Origin of the sequence: Aeromonas allosaccharophila (genome assembly GCF_000819685.1) — a bacterium.
Taxonomy (GTDB): domain Bacteria; phylum Pseudomonadota; class Gammaproteobacteria; order Enterobacterales; family Aeromonadaceae; genus Aeromonas; species Aeromonas allosaccharophila.
This window is the reverse complement of the sequence record NZ_CDBR01000038.1, coordinates 24,647-39,499: the sequence shown is the minus strand read 5'-3', so window position 1 is coordinate 39,499 and position 14,853 is coordinate 24,647. Positions and strand designations below refer to the sequence as shown.

Below are 14,853 nucleotides of genomic sequence, written 5' to 3'. Positions count from 1 at the left end.
GACCATCCCATTAACGCCATCAAACAATGGTTATCGCCGAAGGACATGAAGCAGTGCATGTCACGCAAAGGGAATTGTTTGGAACGATGCGGTGGTAGAGAACTTTCTCGGGCTGCTGAAGAGTGATGCTGGTTCAACGAGGAGTACAAAGATACAGCGCAGTTGAAACATGCAGGGAATGAATACATCCACAACTACAACCACGAACGGATTAAGGTAAAACTAAACGGCCTGAGCCCGGTAGAGTACCGAACTCAGGCCATGTCATCCGCCAATTAACGTGTCCAATAAATGGGACTCACTTCATGACAGAGGTTTTTTTTCGTTTTGGCAACGGGGCCGGATTAGCGCAGCGGTTTGACCGAGCGACGGATAATCAGCTCGGGCTGGACCGTCATCGATTCCACTTCCAGCTCCTTGTTGCGGATCCGGCTGACCAGATGCTTCACCGCCAGCTGGCCCAGTTCGGCCTTCGGGTGACGGATGGTGGTCAGCGGCGGGCTGGAGAAGCGCGCCATCTCTACATCGTCGTAGCCGATGACGGAGATATCGTCCGGCACCTTGACCCCGGCTTCCCAGGCAGCGCAAATCGCGCCGATCGCCATGGGATCGTCGAAGGCAAAGACCGCGGTCGGACGAGGCTGCAGGGCCAGGATGCGCTGCATGGCATCGAAGCCGCTCTGGCTCTCGTAATCCCCTTCAAAGATCTGTTCATCTTTGAGGGTCAGACCTTGCTCGCCCAGCGCATCACGTACCCCGTCCAGTCGCTGCTGGGTGGTCGGCTTGGAGAGCTGGCCAGTGATGCAGACGATGTCGCGGTGCCCCAGCTCCAGCAGATGGCGTACGGCCATGCGGGCGCCGATGCGGGCGTTGTCGTTGATGACGTTGGCGAAATCGCACTCCGTGCCCCAATCCAGTACCACTTGCGGTACGTTCTTGTGGATGCGCAGCATGTCGCGCAACGGAGTGTCGATATCGGTACCCAATACCAGCAGGCCATCCACCCGTTTTTCCATCAGCATTCTTAAGTAATGCTGTTGGCGAGGCGGCTGGTTTTCGGTGTTGCAGAGGATCAGGCTGTAGCCCTGTTCGAAGCAGTACGCTTCAACCCCTTGCACCACTTCTGCGAAGAAGGGGTTTACGCTGGTGGTCACCAGCATGCCAATGGTCTTGGTCGAATTTATTTTAAGACTGCGCGCTACCGAGTTGGGCGCGTAGTTGAGTTCTGCCACCGCCTCAATCACTTTCTGGGTCGCGTCTTCGCTGACCCGCCGAGTGTGGTTGAGCACATGTGAGACGGTGGAGATGGATACGCCTGCGCGCGAGGCGACATCCTTGATAGTGGCCATCTCTGTCTCCTGACTGTCAAAGGCGGAACATTAGCAGATTTCCCGAATAAAGGCTTGGTTTTAAGGAGCTCTGCCACGGAATTGTCAATGCTGGCTAATCTAGGCGTTCATTTCTGTTTGCGCAAACAGGTTGTGGTCAAAATGGGAGCGCTGTCAGAGTAAAATATCGCCAGATTAATCCTCTGGCGTTTGTCAGAATCGCCTGTCGTTACCAAGATGTTAAGTCAACAAATCGATATTAAGCTCTGATCTGCGAAAAATAACAGGTCATTTGTTTCAAAATAAGCCCATTAAACCCCCTCTGGTTAGTATCTTTAACAGCTTGTTATTGCCCCGTGAGGAATGATAGAACCATACCTATAGCCGGATGCACGGGATGTAGATCCGGAATGACACACGGAAATGAAACAATCCACTGATTAAGGGACGAATCAATGCATAAGTTGAGCAAAATAACAGTAAGCGTAGCGGTTTCTTTGGCTCTGTTTGGATCGATCTCCATCGCCCACGCGGCAGACACCATCAAGATCGGTATCGCAGGCCCGGTCACTGGCCCGGTCGCCCAGTACGGGGACATGCAGTTCACCGGCGGCAAGATGGCGGTCGAGCAGATCAACAAGGCAGGCGGCATCAACGGCAAGCAGATCGAAGCGGTCGTCTATGACGATGCCTGCGATCCTAAACAGGCGGTGGCCGTTGCGAACAAGGTGGTGAATGACGGCGTCAAGTTCGTGGTCGGTCACCTCTGTTCCGACAATACCCTGCCCGCCTCCGACATCTATGAAGACGAGGGGATCCTGATGATTACCCCCGCCTCCACCAACCCCAAGATCACCGAGCGCGGTTACCAGCTGACCCTGCGCACCATCGGTCTGGATAGCGATCAGGGCCCGACTGCCGCCAAATACATCATCGAGCAGGTCAAACCCCAGCGCGTGGCCGTTATCCACGACAAGAAGCAGTACGGTGAAGGGATCGCCTCCAGCGTGAAAGCTGCGCTCGACAAGGCTGGCGTGAAAGTGGTGGCCTTTGAAGGGATCACCGCCGGTGACAAGGACTTCTCCGCGCTGATCGCCAAGCTGCAGAAAGAGAACGTCGATTTCGTCTACTACGGCGGCTACCACCCGGAGCTGGGTCTGATCCTGCGTCAGGCTGGCGAGAAGGGGCTGAAAGCCAAGTTCATGGGCCCTGAAGGGGTAGGTAACAAGGATATCTCCGCCATCGGCGGCCCGGCTTCCGAAGGCCTGCTGGTGACCCTGCCGAACAAATACGATCTGGTGCCCGCCAACGCCCCGCTGGTTGCGGCGTTCAAGGCCAAGGGTCAGGACTCCTCCGGTCCGTTCGTCTGGACCACCTATGCCGCGGTGCAAACCCTGGCAGCCGGTATCGCCAAAGCGGGTGAAGATGACCCGGCCGCTGTGGCCGCCGCCATCAAGGCCACCCCGGTCGAAACCGTGATGGGCCCCCTGAGCTGGGCACCGAACGGTGACCTGAAAGGCTTCGAATTTGGTGTGTTCCAGTGGCACGCTGACGGTACCTCCAGCCAAGTCAAATAATCTGCCGATTGGGGGGTGAGTACGCTCACCCCCTCCTCTCTTTGCGGGCAAGTACAGGGAACGCAGTATGTCCGAACACCTCCTCTATCTGGTTCAGCAATTGCTGAACGGATTAACCATAGGCAGCACCTATGCGTTGATCGCCATCGGCTACACCATGGTCTATGGCATCATCGGCATGATCAACTTCGCCCACGGCGAGGTTTACATGATCGGCTCCTATGTCGCTTTCATGGTGATGGCGGGGCTCATGATGATGGGCATCGACAGCACCTTTTTACTGCTGGGGGGCGCCTTCCTGGTCAGTATCGTCATCACCGGCACCTATGGCTGGAGCATCGAGCGGGTCGCCTACCGGCCGCTGCGCGGCGGTAACCGGCTGATCCCCCTCATCTCCGCCATCGGCATGTCGATCTTCTTGCAGAACATGATGCGGATGGCCCAGGGCTCGCGCGATATCGCCATGCCCACCCTGATCTCCGGTGGTTGGACGCTGGGGGGTGAGGATGGTTTCCAGGCCAGCCTCTCCTATATGCAGCTGATCATCTTCGTGGTGACCTTTGTCACCATGCTGGCGCTGACCCAGTTCATCAACCGATCCCGCATGGGCCGCGCCTGCCGCGCCTGTTCGGAAGATATCAAGATGGCCAACCTGCTGGGGATCGACACCCACGTGGTCATCTCGATCACCTTCGTGCTGGGGGCCGCGCTGGCCGCCGTCGCCGGGGTGCTGCTCGGCATGTATTACGGCGTCATCAACCCCTACCTCGGCTTTATGGCCGGTCTGAAGGCCTTCACTGCCGCTGTGCTGGGCGGTATCGGCAGCATTCCGGGCGCCGTACTGGGTGGCCTGCTGCTCGGCGTGGTTGAAGCGCTCACCGCCGGTTATCTCAGCACCGAGTACAAGGATGTGATGGCCTTCGTCCTGCTGATCGGCGTCTTGCTCTTTATGCCCACTGGCATTCTGGGTCGTCCGGAAGTGGAGAAAGTGTGATGAAAAATCAATTTATCCACGCCTGTATCGCCAGCCTGGTGCTGCTGGTGCTCTCCTTCTGGCTGCTCGGCTTCAAGCTGGAGACCGATGGCTCCCGCCTGCAGGTGGTGAGCCGCCTCGATGTGTCGCTGGCCTGGCTACTGGGCGGCGCCACCCTCGTTTTCTGGTTCCAGATGCTGCGCGGCCAGATCGCCCGGCTGTTTCAGGCCTCCATCAGCGGCTTCTCGGTCGGCTTCACCAAGCTGGTGCTGCCGAGCCCGGAAGAGGCGCCCAAGCTCTATAACCTCACCGCCGTGCTGGTGCTGCTGTTCGCGGTGAGTTGGCCGTTTATGGCCTCTCGCGGCGCCATCGATCTCGCCACCCTCACCCTGATTTACATCATGCTAGGGCTGGGGCTGAACGTGGTGGTCGGCCTCGCCGGTCTGCTCGATCTCGGCTATGTCGGCTTCTATGCGGTCGGCGCCTACAGCTATGCCCTGCTCAACACCTACTTCGGACTGAGCTTCTGGGAGTGCCTGCCCATCGCCGGGCTGATGGCGGCCACCTTTGGCTTCCTGCTCGGTTTCCCGGTGCTGCGGCTGCGGGGGGACTATCTGGCCATCGTCACCCTGGGCTTTGGCGAGATCATCCGCATCCTGCTCAACAACATGACCACCCTGACTGGCGGCCCGAACGGGATCTCCGGCATTCCCAAGCCGACGCTCGCTGGCCTGGAATTCAACCGCACCGTCAAGGATGGGGGCTTTGATACCTTCCACGACTTCTTCGGCATTACCTACAACGCCAACCACAAGGTGATCTTCCTCTACCTGATGGCGCTGGTACTGGTGGTGGCGACCCTGTTCGTCATCAACCGCCTGCTGCGGATGCCGCTCGGCCGCGCCTGGGAAGCGCTGCGGGAGGACGAGATCGCCTGTAAATCGCTGGGGCTCAACCCCACCATCATCAAGCTGACCGCCTTCACCATCGGCGCCACCTTCGCGGGCTTTGCCGGCAGCTTCTTCGCCTCGCGGCAGGGCTTTATCAGCCCGGAATCCTTCGTCTTTATCGAGTCGGCCATTGTGCTGGCGGTTGTGGTGCTGGGCGGTATGGGCTCCCAGATCGGGGTGGTGCTGGCCGCTATCGTGATGACGGTGCTGCCGGAGCTGGCCCGCGAGTTTAACGAGTACCGCATGCTGATGTTCGGCCTCTTGATGGTGTTCATGATGATCTGGCGGCCACAAGGATTGCTGCCGATGACCCGTCCGCATCTGGAGTTGAAGAAATGAGCACTCATCAGAAGTTATTAGAAGTCTCTGATCTGTCGATGCGCTTTGGTGGCCTGCTGGCCGTTAACGGGGTAAAGCTGGATATCGACAAGGGCGAGGTGATCTCCATCATCGGCCCCAACGGCGCGGGCAAGACCACCATCTTCAACTGCCTGACCGGTTTTTACTGCCCGAGCGGCGGCACCATCCGCTACAAGGGTGAGGAGATTCAGGGGCTGCCCGGCCACCTCATCGCCCGCAAGGGGATTGTGCGGACCTTCCAGCATGTGCGACTGTTCAAGGAGATGACGGCGGTGGAAAACCTGCTGGTTGCCCAGCACCAGCACCTCAACACCAGCTTTATCGCCGGTCTGTTCAAGACCCCGGCCTTCCGCCGTGCCGAGCAGGAGGGGCTGGAGCAGGCCGCCTTCTGGCTCGATAAAGTCGGGCTCAAGGATCTCGCCAACCGCGCCGCCGGCAATCTGGCCTACGGTCAGCAACGCCGCCTCGAGATCGCCCGCTGCATGGCGACCCGTCCCGAGCTGCTGATGCTGGACGAACCGGCCGCCGGTCTCAACCCGAAGGAGACCGACGAGCTGGACGAGCTGATCATGAGCCTGCGGGACGAGTTCGGGGTCTCGGTGCTGCTGATCGAACACGACATGAAGCTGGTGATGGGCATCTCCAACCGCATCTTCGTGGTCAGCCAGGGCACGCCGCTGGCCCACGGCAAGCCGGACGAAATCCGCAACAACCCGGCAGTGATCAAGGCCTATCTGGGCGAATCGTAGGACCCAAGGAGTCACGATGTTAGAACTTCGCAACGTATCGACCCACTACGGCAAAATTCAGGCGCTGCACGATGTCAGCGTCGAGGTGAAAGAGGGGGAAATCGTCACCCTTATCGGCGCCAACGGCGCGGGCAAGACCACCCTGCTGATGACCCTCTGCGGCGAACCCAAGCCCAGCAGCGGCTCCATCTGGTTTGAGGGGGAACAGATCAGCTCCCTCACCACCGCCCGCATCATGCGCAAGGATATCGCCGTGGTGCCGGAGGGACGCCGCATCTTCGCCCGCCTGACGGTGGAGGAGAACCTGCTGATGGGTGCCTTCTTCGTCGACAAGGCCGAGCAGCATGGCCTGCTGGATCAGGTGTTCACCCTGTTCCCGCGCCTGCATGAGCGACTGCAGCAACGAGCGGGTACCATGTCCGGCGGCGAGCAACAGATGCTGGCCATCGGCCGCGCCCTGATGAGCAAACCGCGCCTGCTGCTGCTGGATGAACCCTCGCTGGGGCTGGCCCCCATCGTCATCCAGCAGATCTTCGACACCATAGAGCAGTTGCGCCAGAAGGGGATGACCATCTTTCTGGTGGAGCAGAACGCCAACCAGGCGCTCAAGCTGGCCGACCGCGGTTATGTGTTGGAGAACGGCCACGTGGTGCTGCAAGACACGGGCGCCGCCCTGCTGGCCAACCCGGCAGTACGGCAGGCTTATCTCGGCGGTTAACTCACTGACCCGCATGCCATATCGACAAGGGAGCCACAGGCTCCCTTATCTTTTGTGGGGTTAGTTTGCGCCACAGCTTGCGGTACACTGGCCCGTAATCAACCTATTCGCAGGACATCCAGATGGACCAGTTTGCCCATATCAATGCCCATGATGCCCACCAGAAACTGAGCACGGGTGAAGCCCGTCTGGTGGATATTCGCGACCCGCAATCCTTTGAAGCGGCCCACGCGGTCGGCGCCTTCCACCTCACCAACGGCACGCTGGTGCGCTTTATGAATGAAGTGGATTTCGATACCCCGGTCATCGTGATGTGCTACCACGGCAACAGCAGTCAGGGTGCCGCCCAATACCTGCTGCAACAGGGTTATGACGAGGTCTACAGCATGGATGGTGGCTTCGAGGCATGGCGCCGGGAATTTCCCATCGAGGCAGGCGAGGCATGATCCAGCTGCTGGTACTCGACAACGCCCGCATGGCGCAGGCGCTGGTGGACTATCTGGCGACGCTGGGCATCTCCTGCGAGCTGACCCAGTCCGAGCTGGGGGTCACCATCTGGCTGGCGGACGAGCCGCGCCTCGCCCAGGCCCAGCTGGAGGTGAAGCGCTTCCTGGCCGAGCCGGGCCACCCGCGCTACATGGAAGCCTCCTGGCAATCCGGCCGCGCCGATGCCCGCATCGACTACAGCAAGGGGATGACGGATCCCATCACCGACTTCCTCCATCAGGCGGGGCCACTGACGCTGGTAGTGATCATCGCCTGTCTCGCCATCTACGGCATCGATGCCATCGGCCTGCCCATCTACGATGAACTGGCGTTCCACCCGACCCTGGCCCAGTTCACCGACTGGCAGGCATGGCGCTATTTCACCCCCGCCCTGATCCACTTCTCGGTGCTCCATCTGGTGTTCAACTTGCTGTGGTGGTGGTATCTCGGCGGCCAGATTGAACAGCGCCTCGGCAGCGGCAAGCTGCTGATCCTGTTGCTGGTTGGTGCGGCCCTGCCCAATATCGCCGAGTTCTTTGCCAGCGGCCCGCTGTTTGGCGGCCTCTCCGGCGTGGTCTATGCCCTGCTCGGCTACTGCTGGCTGCGAGCCAAGCTGCAACCGGCCTGCGGCCTCACTCTGCCACCTGCATTGATGGGCTTTATGCTGTTCTGGATGGTGCTCGGCTTCTTCGACATGCTCGGCACCAGCACCGCCAACATCGCCCACCTGACCGGTCTGCTGGTCGGCCTGCTGCAAGGCTGGTTGGATCGCAACCACCAGCCAGCCTGATTTTTCCGCAGCCGCAGAAACAACAACGCCGCCCCGAAGGGCGCAATGCTGTTCACTTAAGAGAATTTGAGTTCCAGTCCACGTAGTATCAGGGCTAAAAAGTGAGGGAGGCATGATGCCTCCCTCTTTCTATTGCAAGCCACGCTGGATAAAGGCTGAAGGAACATCGACTGGAAACAGCCTTGCTCCCCCAACTCAAGTCGCATTTATGAATAATTAGTCAAAAATGTGCTTATCTGAACAGCATTGCGCCCCGAAGGGCGGCGTTTTGTTACGCGATAGGCAGTTACTGCTTGATCAGGGTGTCGTCAGTTACCTTGACCGCCGCACCGCCACTCATAAAGAAGCTGGCGAACTGGGTCTGGATCTCGGTAGTGACCGCGCCAGCCTGATCGAAGTTCTCGTCAGGGGCCAGCAGCGAGCTATGGCCCCCTTTCAGGAAGCGTGCAGCATGGTGACCCGCCGGGAGCACACCGGAACCCTTCAGCTCTTGTAAACCCAGCACCCGGAACAGTGGTTCGGTGCCACCCAGCGGCGCGGAGGCGATACTGTTGGGGATCACCTGATCCGGCAAGCTGAGCGCACCATCGCCAACAATTTCGGTGGCGAACAGCGGGAAGCTTTTGGCGACGCCACGGCCCAGATTGATCGGGTCGGCAGAGTCCAGCACTGACTGGGCGGCAAAGGTGTAGCTCTGCAAGGTGCTCGCAGCCCCCGCCTGAGTGGCCGCATCCAGACTGGGCAGGAACTCGTTGACGAAGCAAGTGGCGGCAGCCGTTTTGCAGTTCGGTGCATAGGTGGTAAAGCCCGCTTTCAGCTCCGGACTGCCCGAGGTGAGCACGCTCATCTTGATGGTCGGCCCGAAGCTCGGCGAGTTGAGCAGCAGCGGAGCTATGCCGCCACCCGGCATCGCCAGACCACCGGTATCGAACTTGAACAGGGCATCAGCCAGGGCACTGCCGGTGGTCTGGTTGGCTACCGCCAACAGATTGGCTCCGGCAATTGCCCCCAGCGAGTGACCGAGGAAATGTACCTTCAGTCCGGCGCCGCCCAGTTGACCACCTAGCCCCTTAGCATTGGCCAGACCGACGGCCAGTCGCAGTCCCAGCAGATCGGCCACGCTCTGTTTCAGGTTGTCCCGCGCCACCGTCAGATAGCCCAGATTCAGGTAGGGAGTCGGGTTCTCGGAGGTGGTAACGGTATCCGTGCTGCCACTCAGGGCATAGCCACGCTCACCGTGCAGCGGATGATCGATAACAACCACAGCGACGCTCTTGCTGGCAGTGGCGCCGGCGCCGATCTGGCCCAGCGCCAGCGCATAGGCATTCTCCTTGATGGAGGTGACCCCGTGCTGATAGATGATCACATCGGTGACATTGGCCAGTGGCCCGGCGGCAAAGATCCGCAACGGCACGGATTGCACTTCGGTCAGGGTCGGCAGCGGGTTGAAACGGCCGATATTGCGCTCGGCATCCAGCGGTTTGCCACCGGAGGTGAGGGTCACCCCGATCAGCTTGCTCGCCTCGGTCAGCAGTTCACTCTGACGGCTCGGGTCGGCGATCAGCTCACCCAGCAGTGCCGGGTCCACCCCCGCCCCGACCAGTCCACCGATCACCTCGATATCGCCCGCTTTCAGCGCGTTGGCGATGGCATAGAGGCTGGGAATGGCACCATGCCAGGATTGGGTCTTGGCCTTGTCCCAGGAGCCAGCCAGCGCGGGTGTAGAGAGGAAGTAAGGGAGATTGACGGTGCCGGTGTAAACCTTGGTCAACTGGGCAACACCGTTAAGCGGCATGCCTGCACCAAAGGCGGCACTCAATGCATCTTTCTGATCCTGCGGCAGGAATGGCTCAGCAGCCAGCTGGGTCAGAAAATCCACGCCGCCATTAAGGCTGCTGATGGTATAGGTTGCCGGTAAGCTGGTGTTGCCTTTGGCGTCCTGTTTCCACAGCAACGCGGCGTCAAGGCTCGGGCTCTTCAACACGGAAGCGGCGGCACTCTTCACTGCCAGCAGCACATCGGCACCGGACTGGGTGGCAAACCAGTCGGAGAAGATCACCCGGTCGCTGGTGATTCCGGTGGCCGCCTTGAACAGACCTTCCTGCAGCGAGATCAGGCCGTTGATGGTCTGCTCCTGCGTGGTTGCGCCAGCAGCCGATTTGAAGTTGCTGTAATCCCCCCCCGCTTTGAGCGGTGTGCCGCGACTGTCCTTGAGGGAATCGGTCGCCACAATCATGTAGTAAGAAGAGGGATTAAGCGGCTTGAGCGGAACCAGATTGAGTTTGCCGCCGCCATCGCTCACCACAAAGTCGGTGCCATAGGTCAGAGGCTTATTGTTCTTCACCCCGACAGGTCGCTGAGTCACCGGATCCAGCACCAGCTCCAGCAGATAGAGGGGCGCAACGGCAGAGGCATACTCGCTGGCCGCAGGTGCTGGCACAGAGACACCGGTCACGGTCGCCGGTACCAGCTGGACAGGTTGCGTTGTAGACCAGCCATCTAGGGTGGAGAGGGCAGACACCGGGTTCGACAGATCCGCAGTCTCGGTCGAAAACTTCAGGGTGCCATCGCTGGCACGGGGAGCCAGCACGCTCGGGCGAATCCCGTTGGCGCCACTCAGGGCATAGTCGAGGGAGCTGGTGGTATCTCCCTTGTTGTCATCCCCACCACATCCGGCCAGCAGGGCGCTGAGCACAGCGGCATAAATTAGCTTCTTCTTCATTTTTTGTTCTCTTTATAGATTGTTGTCCATCACAAGCCAACGAAGCATTCACCGCTTCGACCGCACAAAGTTAACATAAAACCAACAACCAACGAGACTCATGTTGGTCATCTTCTGCTCAGGTTTGTGGCAAGAATCAAGGTTTTACGTCAACAAGGGGGCGCAAGGGTAACAACAGCGGAGGATTAACCAGACCCGACCAGCCAGCAGCCATCGTCACGACTAAAAAGCCGCCGCGATCTCGGCAAAGTGAGGGAATTGTCGGTAGAATGTCCGCCAACGCTTAAGGAGGACATCATGATCGACCCGAAGAAACTGGAAGAGATCGCCAAGCAGGTGCACAACTCCCTGCCGCCCGGCATTCGCAGCATGGGTGAAGAGGCCGAGAAGAAGATGCGTCAGGTACTGCAAGCCCAGCTGGGCAAGCTGGATCTGGTCAGCCGCGAAGAGTTCGATGTGCAGACCAAGGTGCTGCTGCGTACCCGGGAAAAACTGGCCGCCCTCGAAAGCAAGCTGGCTCAGCTCGAGCAACAGCTCGGCGCCAAAGGCGAATAACAGAAACCCCAGCTCGGCTGGGGTTTTTGCTCTGGGCTGACTCTGCCAACGAGATCACATTTGAAGCAGGTACCAGGCTCGCTTGCCGCGCGCCTTGGCCTCGTACATGGCTCTGTCGGCCACCTCCAGCGCCTGCCGGAAGGTCAATGCCTCCCCCTCCCATAAAGCGATGCCGATGCTCAGTCCCACCCGTTGCGAGCAGCCGGGTTTGGGCACATAGCCGTGCATCCGGCTGATCAGCGCATCGGCCAGTTGCGCCAGCCTATGGTGCGAGACATCCCGGTGCAAATGCACCACAAACTCGTCGCCGCCGTAACGGCCGCATAGCGCCGAGCCCGGCATGATGAGGCGCAACCAGTCAGCCATCTGCTGCAGCACCTGATCACCGCAGGCGTGGCCCAGCTGGTCATTGATCCCCTTGAAATCATCCAGGTCGATAAAGAGCAGCGCCCCCGCCCCTTGCGGTTTCTGCTGGGCGAACGCCTTGCCAAATCCCTGCCGGTTGAGCAACCCGGTGAGGGCGTCGCTGTTGGCGCGATCGGCCAGCCGCTGTTCATAGGCCTTGCGCTGGGTGATATCGATATGAGAGCCCATGATCCGCAGCGGCTTGCCATCACTATCCCGATCGACGACACGGCCCCGATCCCACAGCCAGGTGATCTCGCCAGCCGGGCTAACGGTGCGGTATTCGGCCTCGTAGAAGGGGGTTTTGCCCTCAAGATGGGCGAAATAGCTGCCTATGGCGTGGGCGCGATCATCGGGATGGAGCTTGGCGCTCCACTGCTCGAAATGGGGAGCCATGTCACCGACCTGAAAGTTCTGCAGATTGAAGACCCGCAGCTCACCGGTGGGGATGGTGCCCTGCCAGAGGCAGATGCCGGTGCCATCGAGGGCGGCGTTGAGCTTCTCCTGTAGCAGGCCGTTTTCATGTTTCAGCGCGACGATTTCAGCCTGCAAACGGGCCAGGTCACCACCATGAGAACACGGGAACAGGGTCGCACCCCGCTCCGCAGCGCCGCCCCCCTCCTTGTCATCCGTTGCCGATATCCTGCCCTGTTCGCCCAACCCGACCTCTCCTTGCGCTATCACTACGGATATCCTTACCCTGCTTGCTGACAATCTTCACAAAGATGCCACTAGCCACGGCTGATTAGTAGCCATTCATATCCAGAATGACGAAAAATCACGAGATAACGCGACTATGAATGCGCCATTTGACGCCATTTTATGGCCGCAGGCGAAAAAAACAAAAGCCCCCGGCAAAACCGGGGGCTCCATCATCCAAACGGGGATCCCGTCAGATAAATTCGTAGGCGTCACCGAAGATGCGCTCCGGCTCGGCGCCGAGGATCTTGAACTCCTCCCGCGCGGCCCCAGCCATCTCGAAGCGACCGGCGACATAGATGTCGTAGTCGTGGAGGCTGACGAAGTCATCCATGATCGCCTTGTGTACCAGTCCGCTCTTGCCGGTCCAGTCAGCGTCCGGCTCCTGCACCACCGGGATAAAGGTGAGCGGCGCGTAGTCACGCTCCCACTGCTGCATCTGCTCCAGCTCGTAGAGCCAGTGAGCCTGACGCACGCCCCAGTAGAAGAACACCGGGCGCTTGCTGCCCGTGTCGATCAGATACTCCAGAATGGAGCGGGCGTAAGAGAAGCCGGTGCCGCCCGCCATCAGGATCAGCGGACGAGGGGATTCATCGCGTAGGAACGCCTTGCCAGCCGGCAATTCGACCTCGATCTCGCCCTGCTCGCGCATGCGGGCCAGCACCTGACCGGCGTAGGCATTTTCGGGAGTGGCACCAATTTGCAGCTCCAGCACGCCCGAGCGGGTCGGTGAGTTGGCGATGGAGAAGGGGCGCTTGTCTGAATCGCTCATCACCACCAGCAGATACTGGCCCGGCTTGAAGCTGATCGCTTGCTGCGGCGCCAAGGCCACATGCCAGATGGTGTCGACATATTCGCGCAGTTCCTCTACGCGGCATTTGATACGTTGCATTCTTGTCCTTGTGGCGGGCTCGCTCGGCCCGCTTCGCTCATTGTTTCACTATGGAGTGACGACCAGCAGCCCTGGCCCCGTCAGTCGAGAATACCCAAATCAGTGCGGATCGCATCACTTTTTGCAGCAAATGCAACAAAGCAGCCATGTTTGCCTCAGTCGAGGATCTTCAGCTCATCCCAGATGGCATCGACCTTCTGCTTCACCGCCTCGTCCTGCACGATCGGCTGACCCCACTCCCGATTGGTCTCGCCCGGCCACTTGTTGGTGGCATCCAGCCCCATCTTGGAGCCGAGGCCGGAGACCGGCGAGGCGAAGTCCAGATAATCGATCGGCGTATGCTCGATCAAGGTGGTGTCACGTGCCGGGTCCATCCGGGTGGTGATGGCCCAGATCACATCCTTCCAGTCGCGGGCGTTGACATCATCGTCACACACCACCACGAACTTGGTGTACATGAACTGGCGCAGGAAGGACCAGACCCCCAGCATCACCCGCTTGGCGTGGCCCGGGTAGCGCTTTTTGATGGTGACCACCGCCATCCGGTAGGAGCACCCCTCCGGCGGCAGATAGAAGTCCACAATCTCGGGGAACTGCTTCTGCAACAGCGGCACAAACACCTCGTTCAGCGCCAGCCCCAACACCGCCGGTTCATCGGGCGGACGACCAGTGTAGGTGCTGTGATAGATGGCATCGCGCCGCTTGGTGATGTGGGTGATGGTGAAGACCGGGAACTCGTCCACCTCGTTGTAGTAACCGGTGTGGTCGCCATAAGGGCCTTCCGGTGCCAGCTCGCCCGGCTCCAGATAGCCTTCCAGCACGATCTCGGCGCTGGCGGGCACCTCCAGATCGCAGCTGATGGCCTTGATCACCTCGGTACGGCTGCCGCGCAGCAGACCGGCAAAGGCGTATTCGGAGAGGGTATCCGGCACCGGCGTCACCGCGCCGAGAATGGTCGCCGGATCGGCGCCAAGCGCTACCACCACCGGGAAACGCTCACCCGGATGGGCCTCCTGCCACTCGCGAAAATCGATGGCACCGCCACGGTGATCGAGCCAGCGCATGATCAGTTTGTTCTTGGCGATCTTCTGCTGACGGTAGATACCGAGGTTCTGCCGCTTCTTGTAAGGGCCGCGGGTGATGGTGAGACCCCAGGTGACCAGCGGCGCCACATCGCCGGGCCAGCAGTGCTGGATCGGGATCTGGTCGAGATCGACCGCATCCCCCTCCTGCACCACCTGCTGGCAGGGGGCGGAAGAGAGGCGCTTGGTCGGCATGTTGAGCACCTGCTTGAAGATCGGCAGCTTCTCCATCAGCTCCTTGAATCCCTTGGGCGGCTCGGGCTCCTTCAGATAGGAGAGCCAGACCCCGACCTGACGCAGGGCACCCACATCGGGCTGGCCCATGCCCATGGCAACCCGATCCGGCGTGCCGAACAGGTTGGTCAGCACCGGCATGGTGTAGCCTTTGGGATTTTCGAACAGCAGAGCCGGACCGCCCGCACGCAGGGTGCGATCGCTGATCTCGGTCATCTCCAGATAGGGATCTATCTCGCGGGTGATGCGCTTGAGTTGTCCGTTTTGTTCCAGCTGCGCGATGAAATCACGCAAATCCTTGTATTTCATGCAAGTTCCCAACCGGGTTCAGGA

13 protein-coding genes and 1 pseudogene are annotated in these 14,853 nt (G+C 60.0%); 9 read left to right on the top strand and 5 right to left on the bottom strand.

Features of this window, described 5'->3' with window-relative positions:
* A pseudogene (locus BN1115_RS22780) lies at positions 1–279 on the top strand (IS3 family transposase); the annotation flags it as partial.
* A 65-nt stretch (positions 280–344) separates the two neighbouring features.
* Here the strand turns inward: BN1115_RS22780 and BN1115_RS08090 are convergent.
* On the bottom strand, positions 345–1,349 hold the full coding sequence (locus BN1115_RS08090; RefSeq protein ID WP_042656775.1) for a substrate-binding domain-containing protein: 1,005 nt from the start codon (positions 1,347–1,349) through the stop codon (positions 345–347).
* 434 nt (positions 1,350–1,783) lie between these two features.
* On the opposite strand from BN1115_RS08090, the gene BN1115_RS08085 reads away from it, so the two are divergent.
* The 7 genes from BN1115_RS08085 to glpG all read left to right on the top strand — a co-directional run bounded on the left by BN1115_RS08085 (position 1,784) and on the right by glpG (position 7,931).
* On the top strand, positions 1,784–2,905 hold the full coding sequence (locus tag BN1115_RS08085; protein ID WP_042656774.1) for a branched-chain amino acid ABC transporter substrate-binding protein: 1,122 nt from the start codon (positions 1,784–1,786) through the stop codon (positions 2,903–2,905).
* A 67-nt stretch (positions 2,906–2,972) separates the two neighbouring features.
* Positions 2,973–3,899, top strand: coding sequence for a high-affinity branched-chain amino acid ABC transporter permease LivH (livH, locus tag BN1115_RS08080; RefSeq protein WP_042656773.1), 927 nt, complete (start codon positions 2,973–2,975; stop codon positions 3,897–3,899).
* Positions 3,899–5,167 carry a high-affinity branched-chain amino acid ABC transporter permease LivM gene (locus BN1115_RS08075; RefSeq protein ID WP_042656772.1) on the top strand — a complete coding sequence of 423 codons (1,269 nt, stop codon included), beginning with the start codon at positions 3,899–3,901 and terminating at the stop codon, positions 5,165–5,167. Before livH ends, BN1115_RS08075 begins: the two co-directional genes overlap by 1 nt.
* The gene (gene livG / locus BN1115_RS08070) at positions 5,164–5,937 is read left to right on the top strand and encodes a high-affinity branched-chain amino acid ABC transporter ATP-binding protein LivG (protein ID WP_042656771.1); all 774 of its coding nucleotides are present in this window, start codon (positions 5,164–5,166) and stop codon (positions 5,935–5,937) included. Before BN1115_RS08075 ends, livG begins: the two co-directional genes overlap by 4 nt.
* A 16-nt stretch (positions 5,938–5,953) precedes the next feature.
* Complete coding sequence (locus BN1115_RS08065) at positions 5,954–6,655, top strand: ABC transporter ATP-binding protein (protein ID WP_005342433.1); 702 nt, start codon at positions 5,954–5,956, stop codon at positions 6,653–6,655.
* Positions 6,656–6,777: 122 nt separating this feature from the next.
* A complete protein-coding gene (gene glpE / locus BN1115_RS08060) occupies positions 6,778–7,101 on the top strand; it encodes a thiosulfate sulfurtransferase GlpE (RefSeq protein ID WP_042656770.1) in 324 nt (107 codons plus the stop codon).
* Entirely contained in the window at positions 7,098–7,931 is an 834-nt protein-coding gene (glpG, locus tag BN1115_RS08055) for a rhomboid family intramembrane serine protease GlpG (protein WP_042656769.1), read from the top strand. Before glpE ends, glpG begins: the two co-directional genes overlap by 4 nt.
* Before the next feature lie 286 nt (positions 7,932–8,217).
* Here glpG and BN1115_RS08050 read toward each other — a convergent pair whose 3' ends face one another.
* Positions 8,218–10,653 (bottom strand): VolA/Pla-1 family phospholipase, encoded by a 2,436-nt coding sequence (locus BN1115_RS08050; RefSeq protein ID WP_042656768.1) that lies wholly within the window; start codon positions 10,651–10,653, stop codon positions 8,218–8,220.
* Positions 10,654–10,950: 297 nt separating this feature from the next.
* Between BN1115_RS08050 and ubiK the strand changes: the two genes are divergently transcribed.
* On the top strand, positions 10,951–11,208 hold the full coding sequence (gene ubiK, locus BN1115_RS08045; RefSeq protein WP_005339429.1) for a ubiquinone biosynthesis accessory factor UbiK: 258 nt from the start codon (positions 10,951–10,953) through the stop codon (positions 11,206–11,208).
* A 54-nt stretch (positions 11,209–11,262) separates the two neighbouring features.
* Here the strand turns inward: ubiK and BN1115_RS08040 are convergent, their stop codons facing one another.
* The 3 genes from BN1115_RS08040 to ubiD form a co-directional block, all read right to left on the bottom strand.
* Positions 11,263–12,297, bottom strand: coding sequence for a GGDEF domain-containing protein (locus BN1115_RS08040; protein WP_244152244.1), 1,035 nt, complete (start codon positions 12,295–12,297; stop codon positions 11,263–11,265).
* A 208-nt stretch (positions 12,298–12,505) separates the two neighbouring features.
* Positions 12,506–13,204 (bottom strand): NAD(P)H-flavin reductase, encoded by a 699-nt coding sequence (gene fre / locus BN1115_RS08035; RefSeq protein ID WP_042656766.1) that lies wholly within the window; start codon positions 13,202–13,204, stop codon positions 12,506–12,508.
* A 155-nt stretch (positions 13,205–13,359) separates the two neighbouring features.
* Positions 13,360–14,829: a 4-hydroxy-3-polyprenylbenzoate decarboxylase gene (gene ubiD, locus BN1115_RS08030; protein ID WP_042060819.1), complete on the bottom strand. Its 1,470-nt coding sequence runs from the start codon at positions 14,827–14,829 to the stop codon at positions 13,360–13,362.
* Positions 14,830–14,853: the final 24 nt, after the last annotated feature.

Excerpts from the sequence above, each read along its gene's own strand:
- BN1115_RS08090 (WP_042656775.1), bottom strand. The coding sequence starts at position 1,349 with ATGGCCACTATCAAGGATGTCGCCTCGCGCGCAGGCGTATCCATCTCC.
- ubiK (WP_005339429.1), top strand. The coding sequence starts at position 10,951 with ATGATCGACCCGAAGAAACTGGAAGAGATCGCCAAGCAGGTGCACAAC.
- livH (WP_042656773.1), top strand. The coding sequence starts at position 2,973 with ATGTCCGAACACCTCCTCTATCTGGTTCAGCAATTGCTGAACGGATTA.
- ubiD (WP_042060819.1), bottom strand. The coding sequence starts at position 14,829 with ATGAAATACAAGGATTTGCGTGATTTCATCGCGCAGCTGGAACAAAAC.
- BN1115_RS08075 (WP_042656772.1), top strand. The coding sequence starts at position 3,899 with ATGAAAAATCAATTTATCCACGCCTGTATCGCCAGCCTGGTGCTGCTG.
- BN1115_RS08050 (WP_042656768.1), bottom strand. The coding sequence starts at position 10,653 with ATGAAGAAGAAGCTAATTTATGCCGCTGTGCTCAGCGCCCTGCTGGCC.
- BN1115_RS08065 (WP_005342433.1), top strand. The coding sequence starts at position 5,954 with ATGTTAGAACTTCGCAACGTATCGACCCACTACGGCAAAATTCAGGCG.
- glpE (WP_042656770.1), top strand. The coding sequence starts at position 6,778 with ATGGACCAGTTTGCCCATATCAATGCCCATGATGCCCACCAGAAACTG.
- livG (WP_042656771.1), top strand. The coding sequence starts at position 5,164 with ATGAGCACTCATCAGAAGTTATTAGAAGTCTCTGATCTGTCGATGCGC.
- BN1115_RS08085 (WP_042656774.1), top strand. The coding sequence starts at position 1,784 with ATGCATAAGTTGAGCAAAATAACAGTAAGCGTAGCGGTTTCTTTGGCT.
- fre (WP_042656766.1), bottom strand. The coding sequence starts at position 13,204 with ATGCAACGTATCAAATGCCGCGTAGAGGAACTGCGCGAATATGTCGAC.
- glpG (WP_042656769.1), top strand. The coding sequence starts at position 7,098 with ATGATCCAGCTGCTGGTACTCGACAACGCCCGCATGGCGCAGGCGCTG.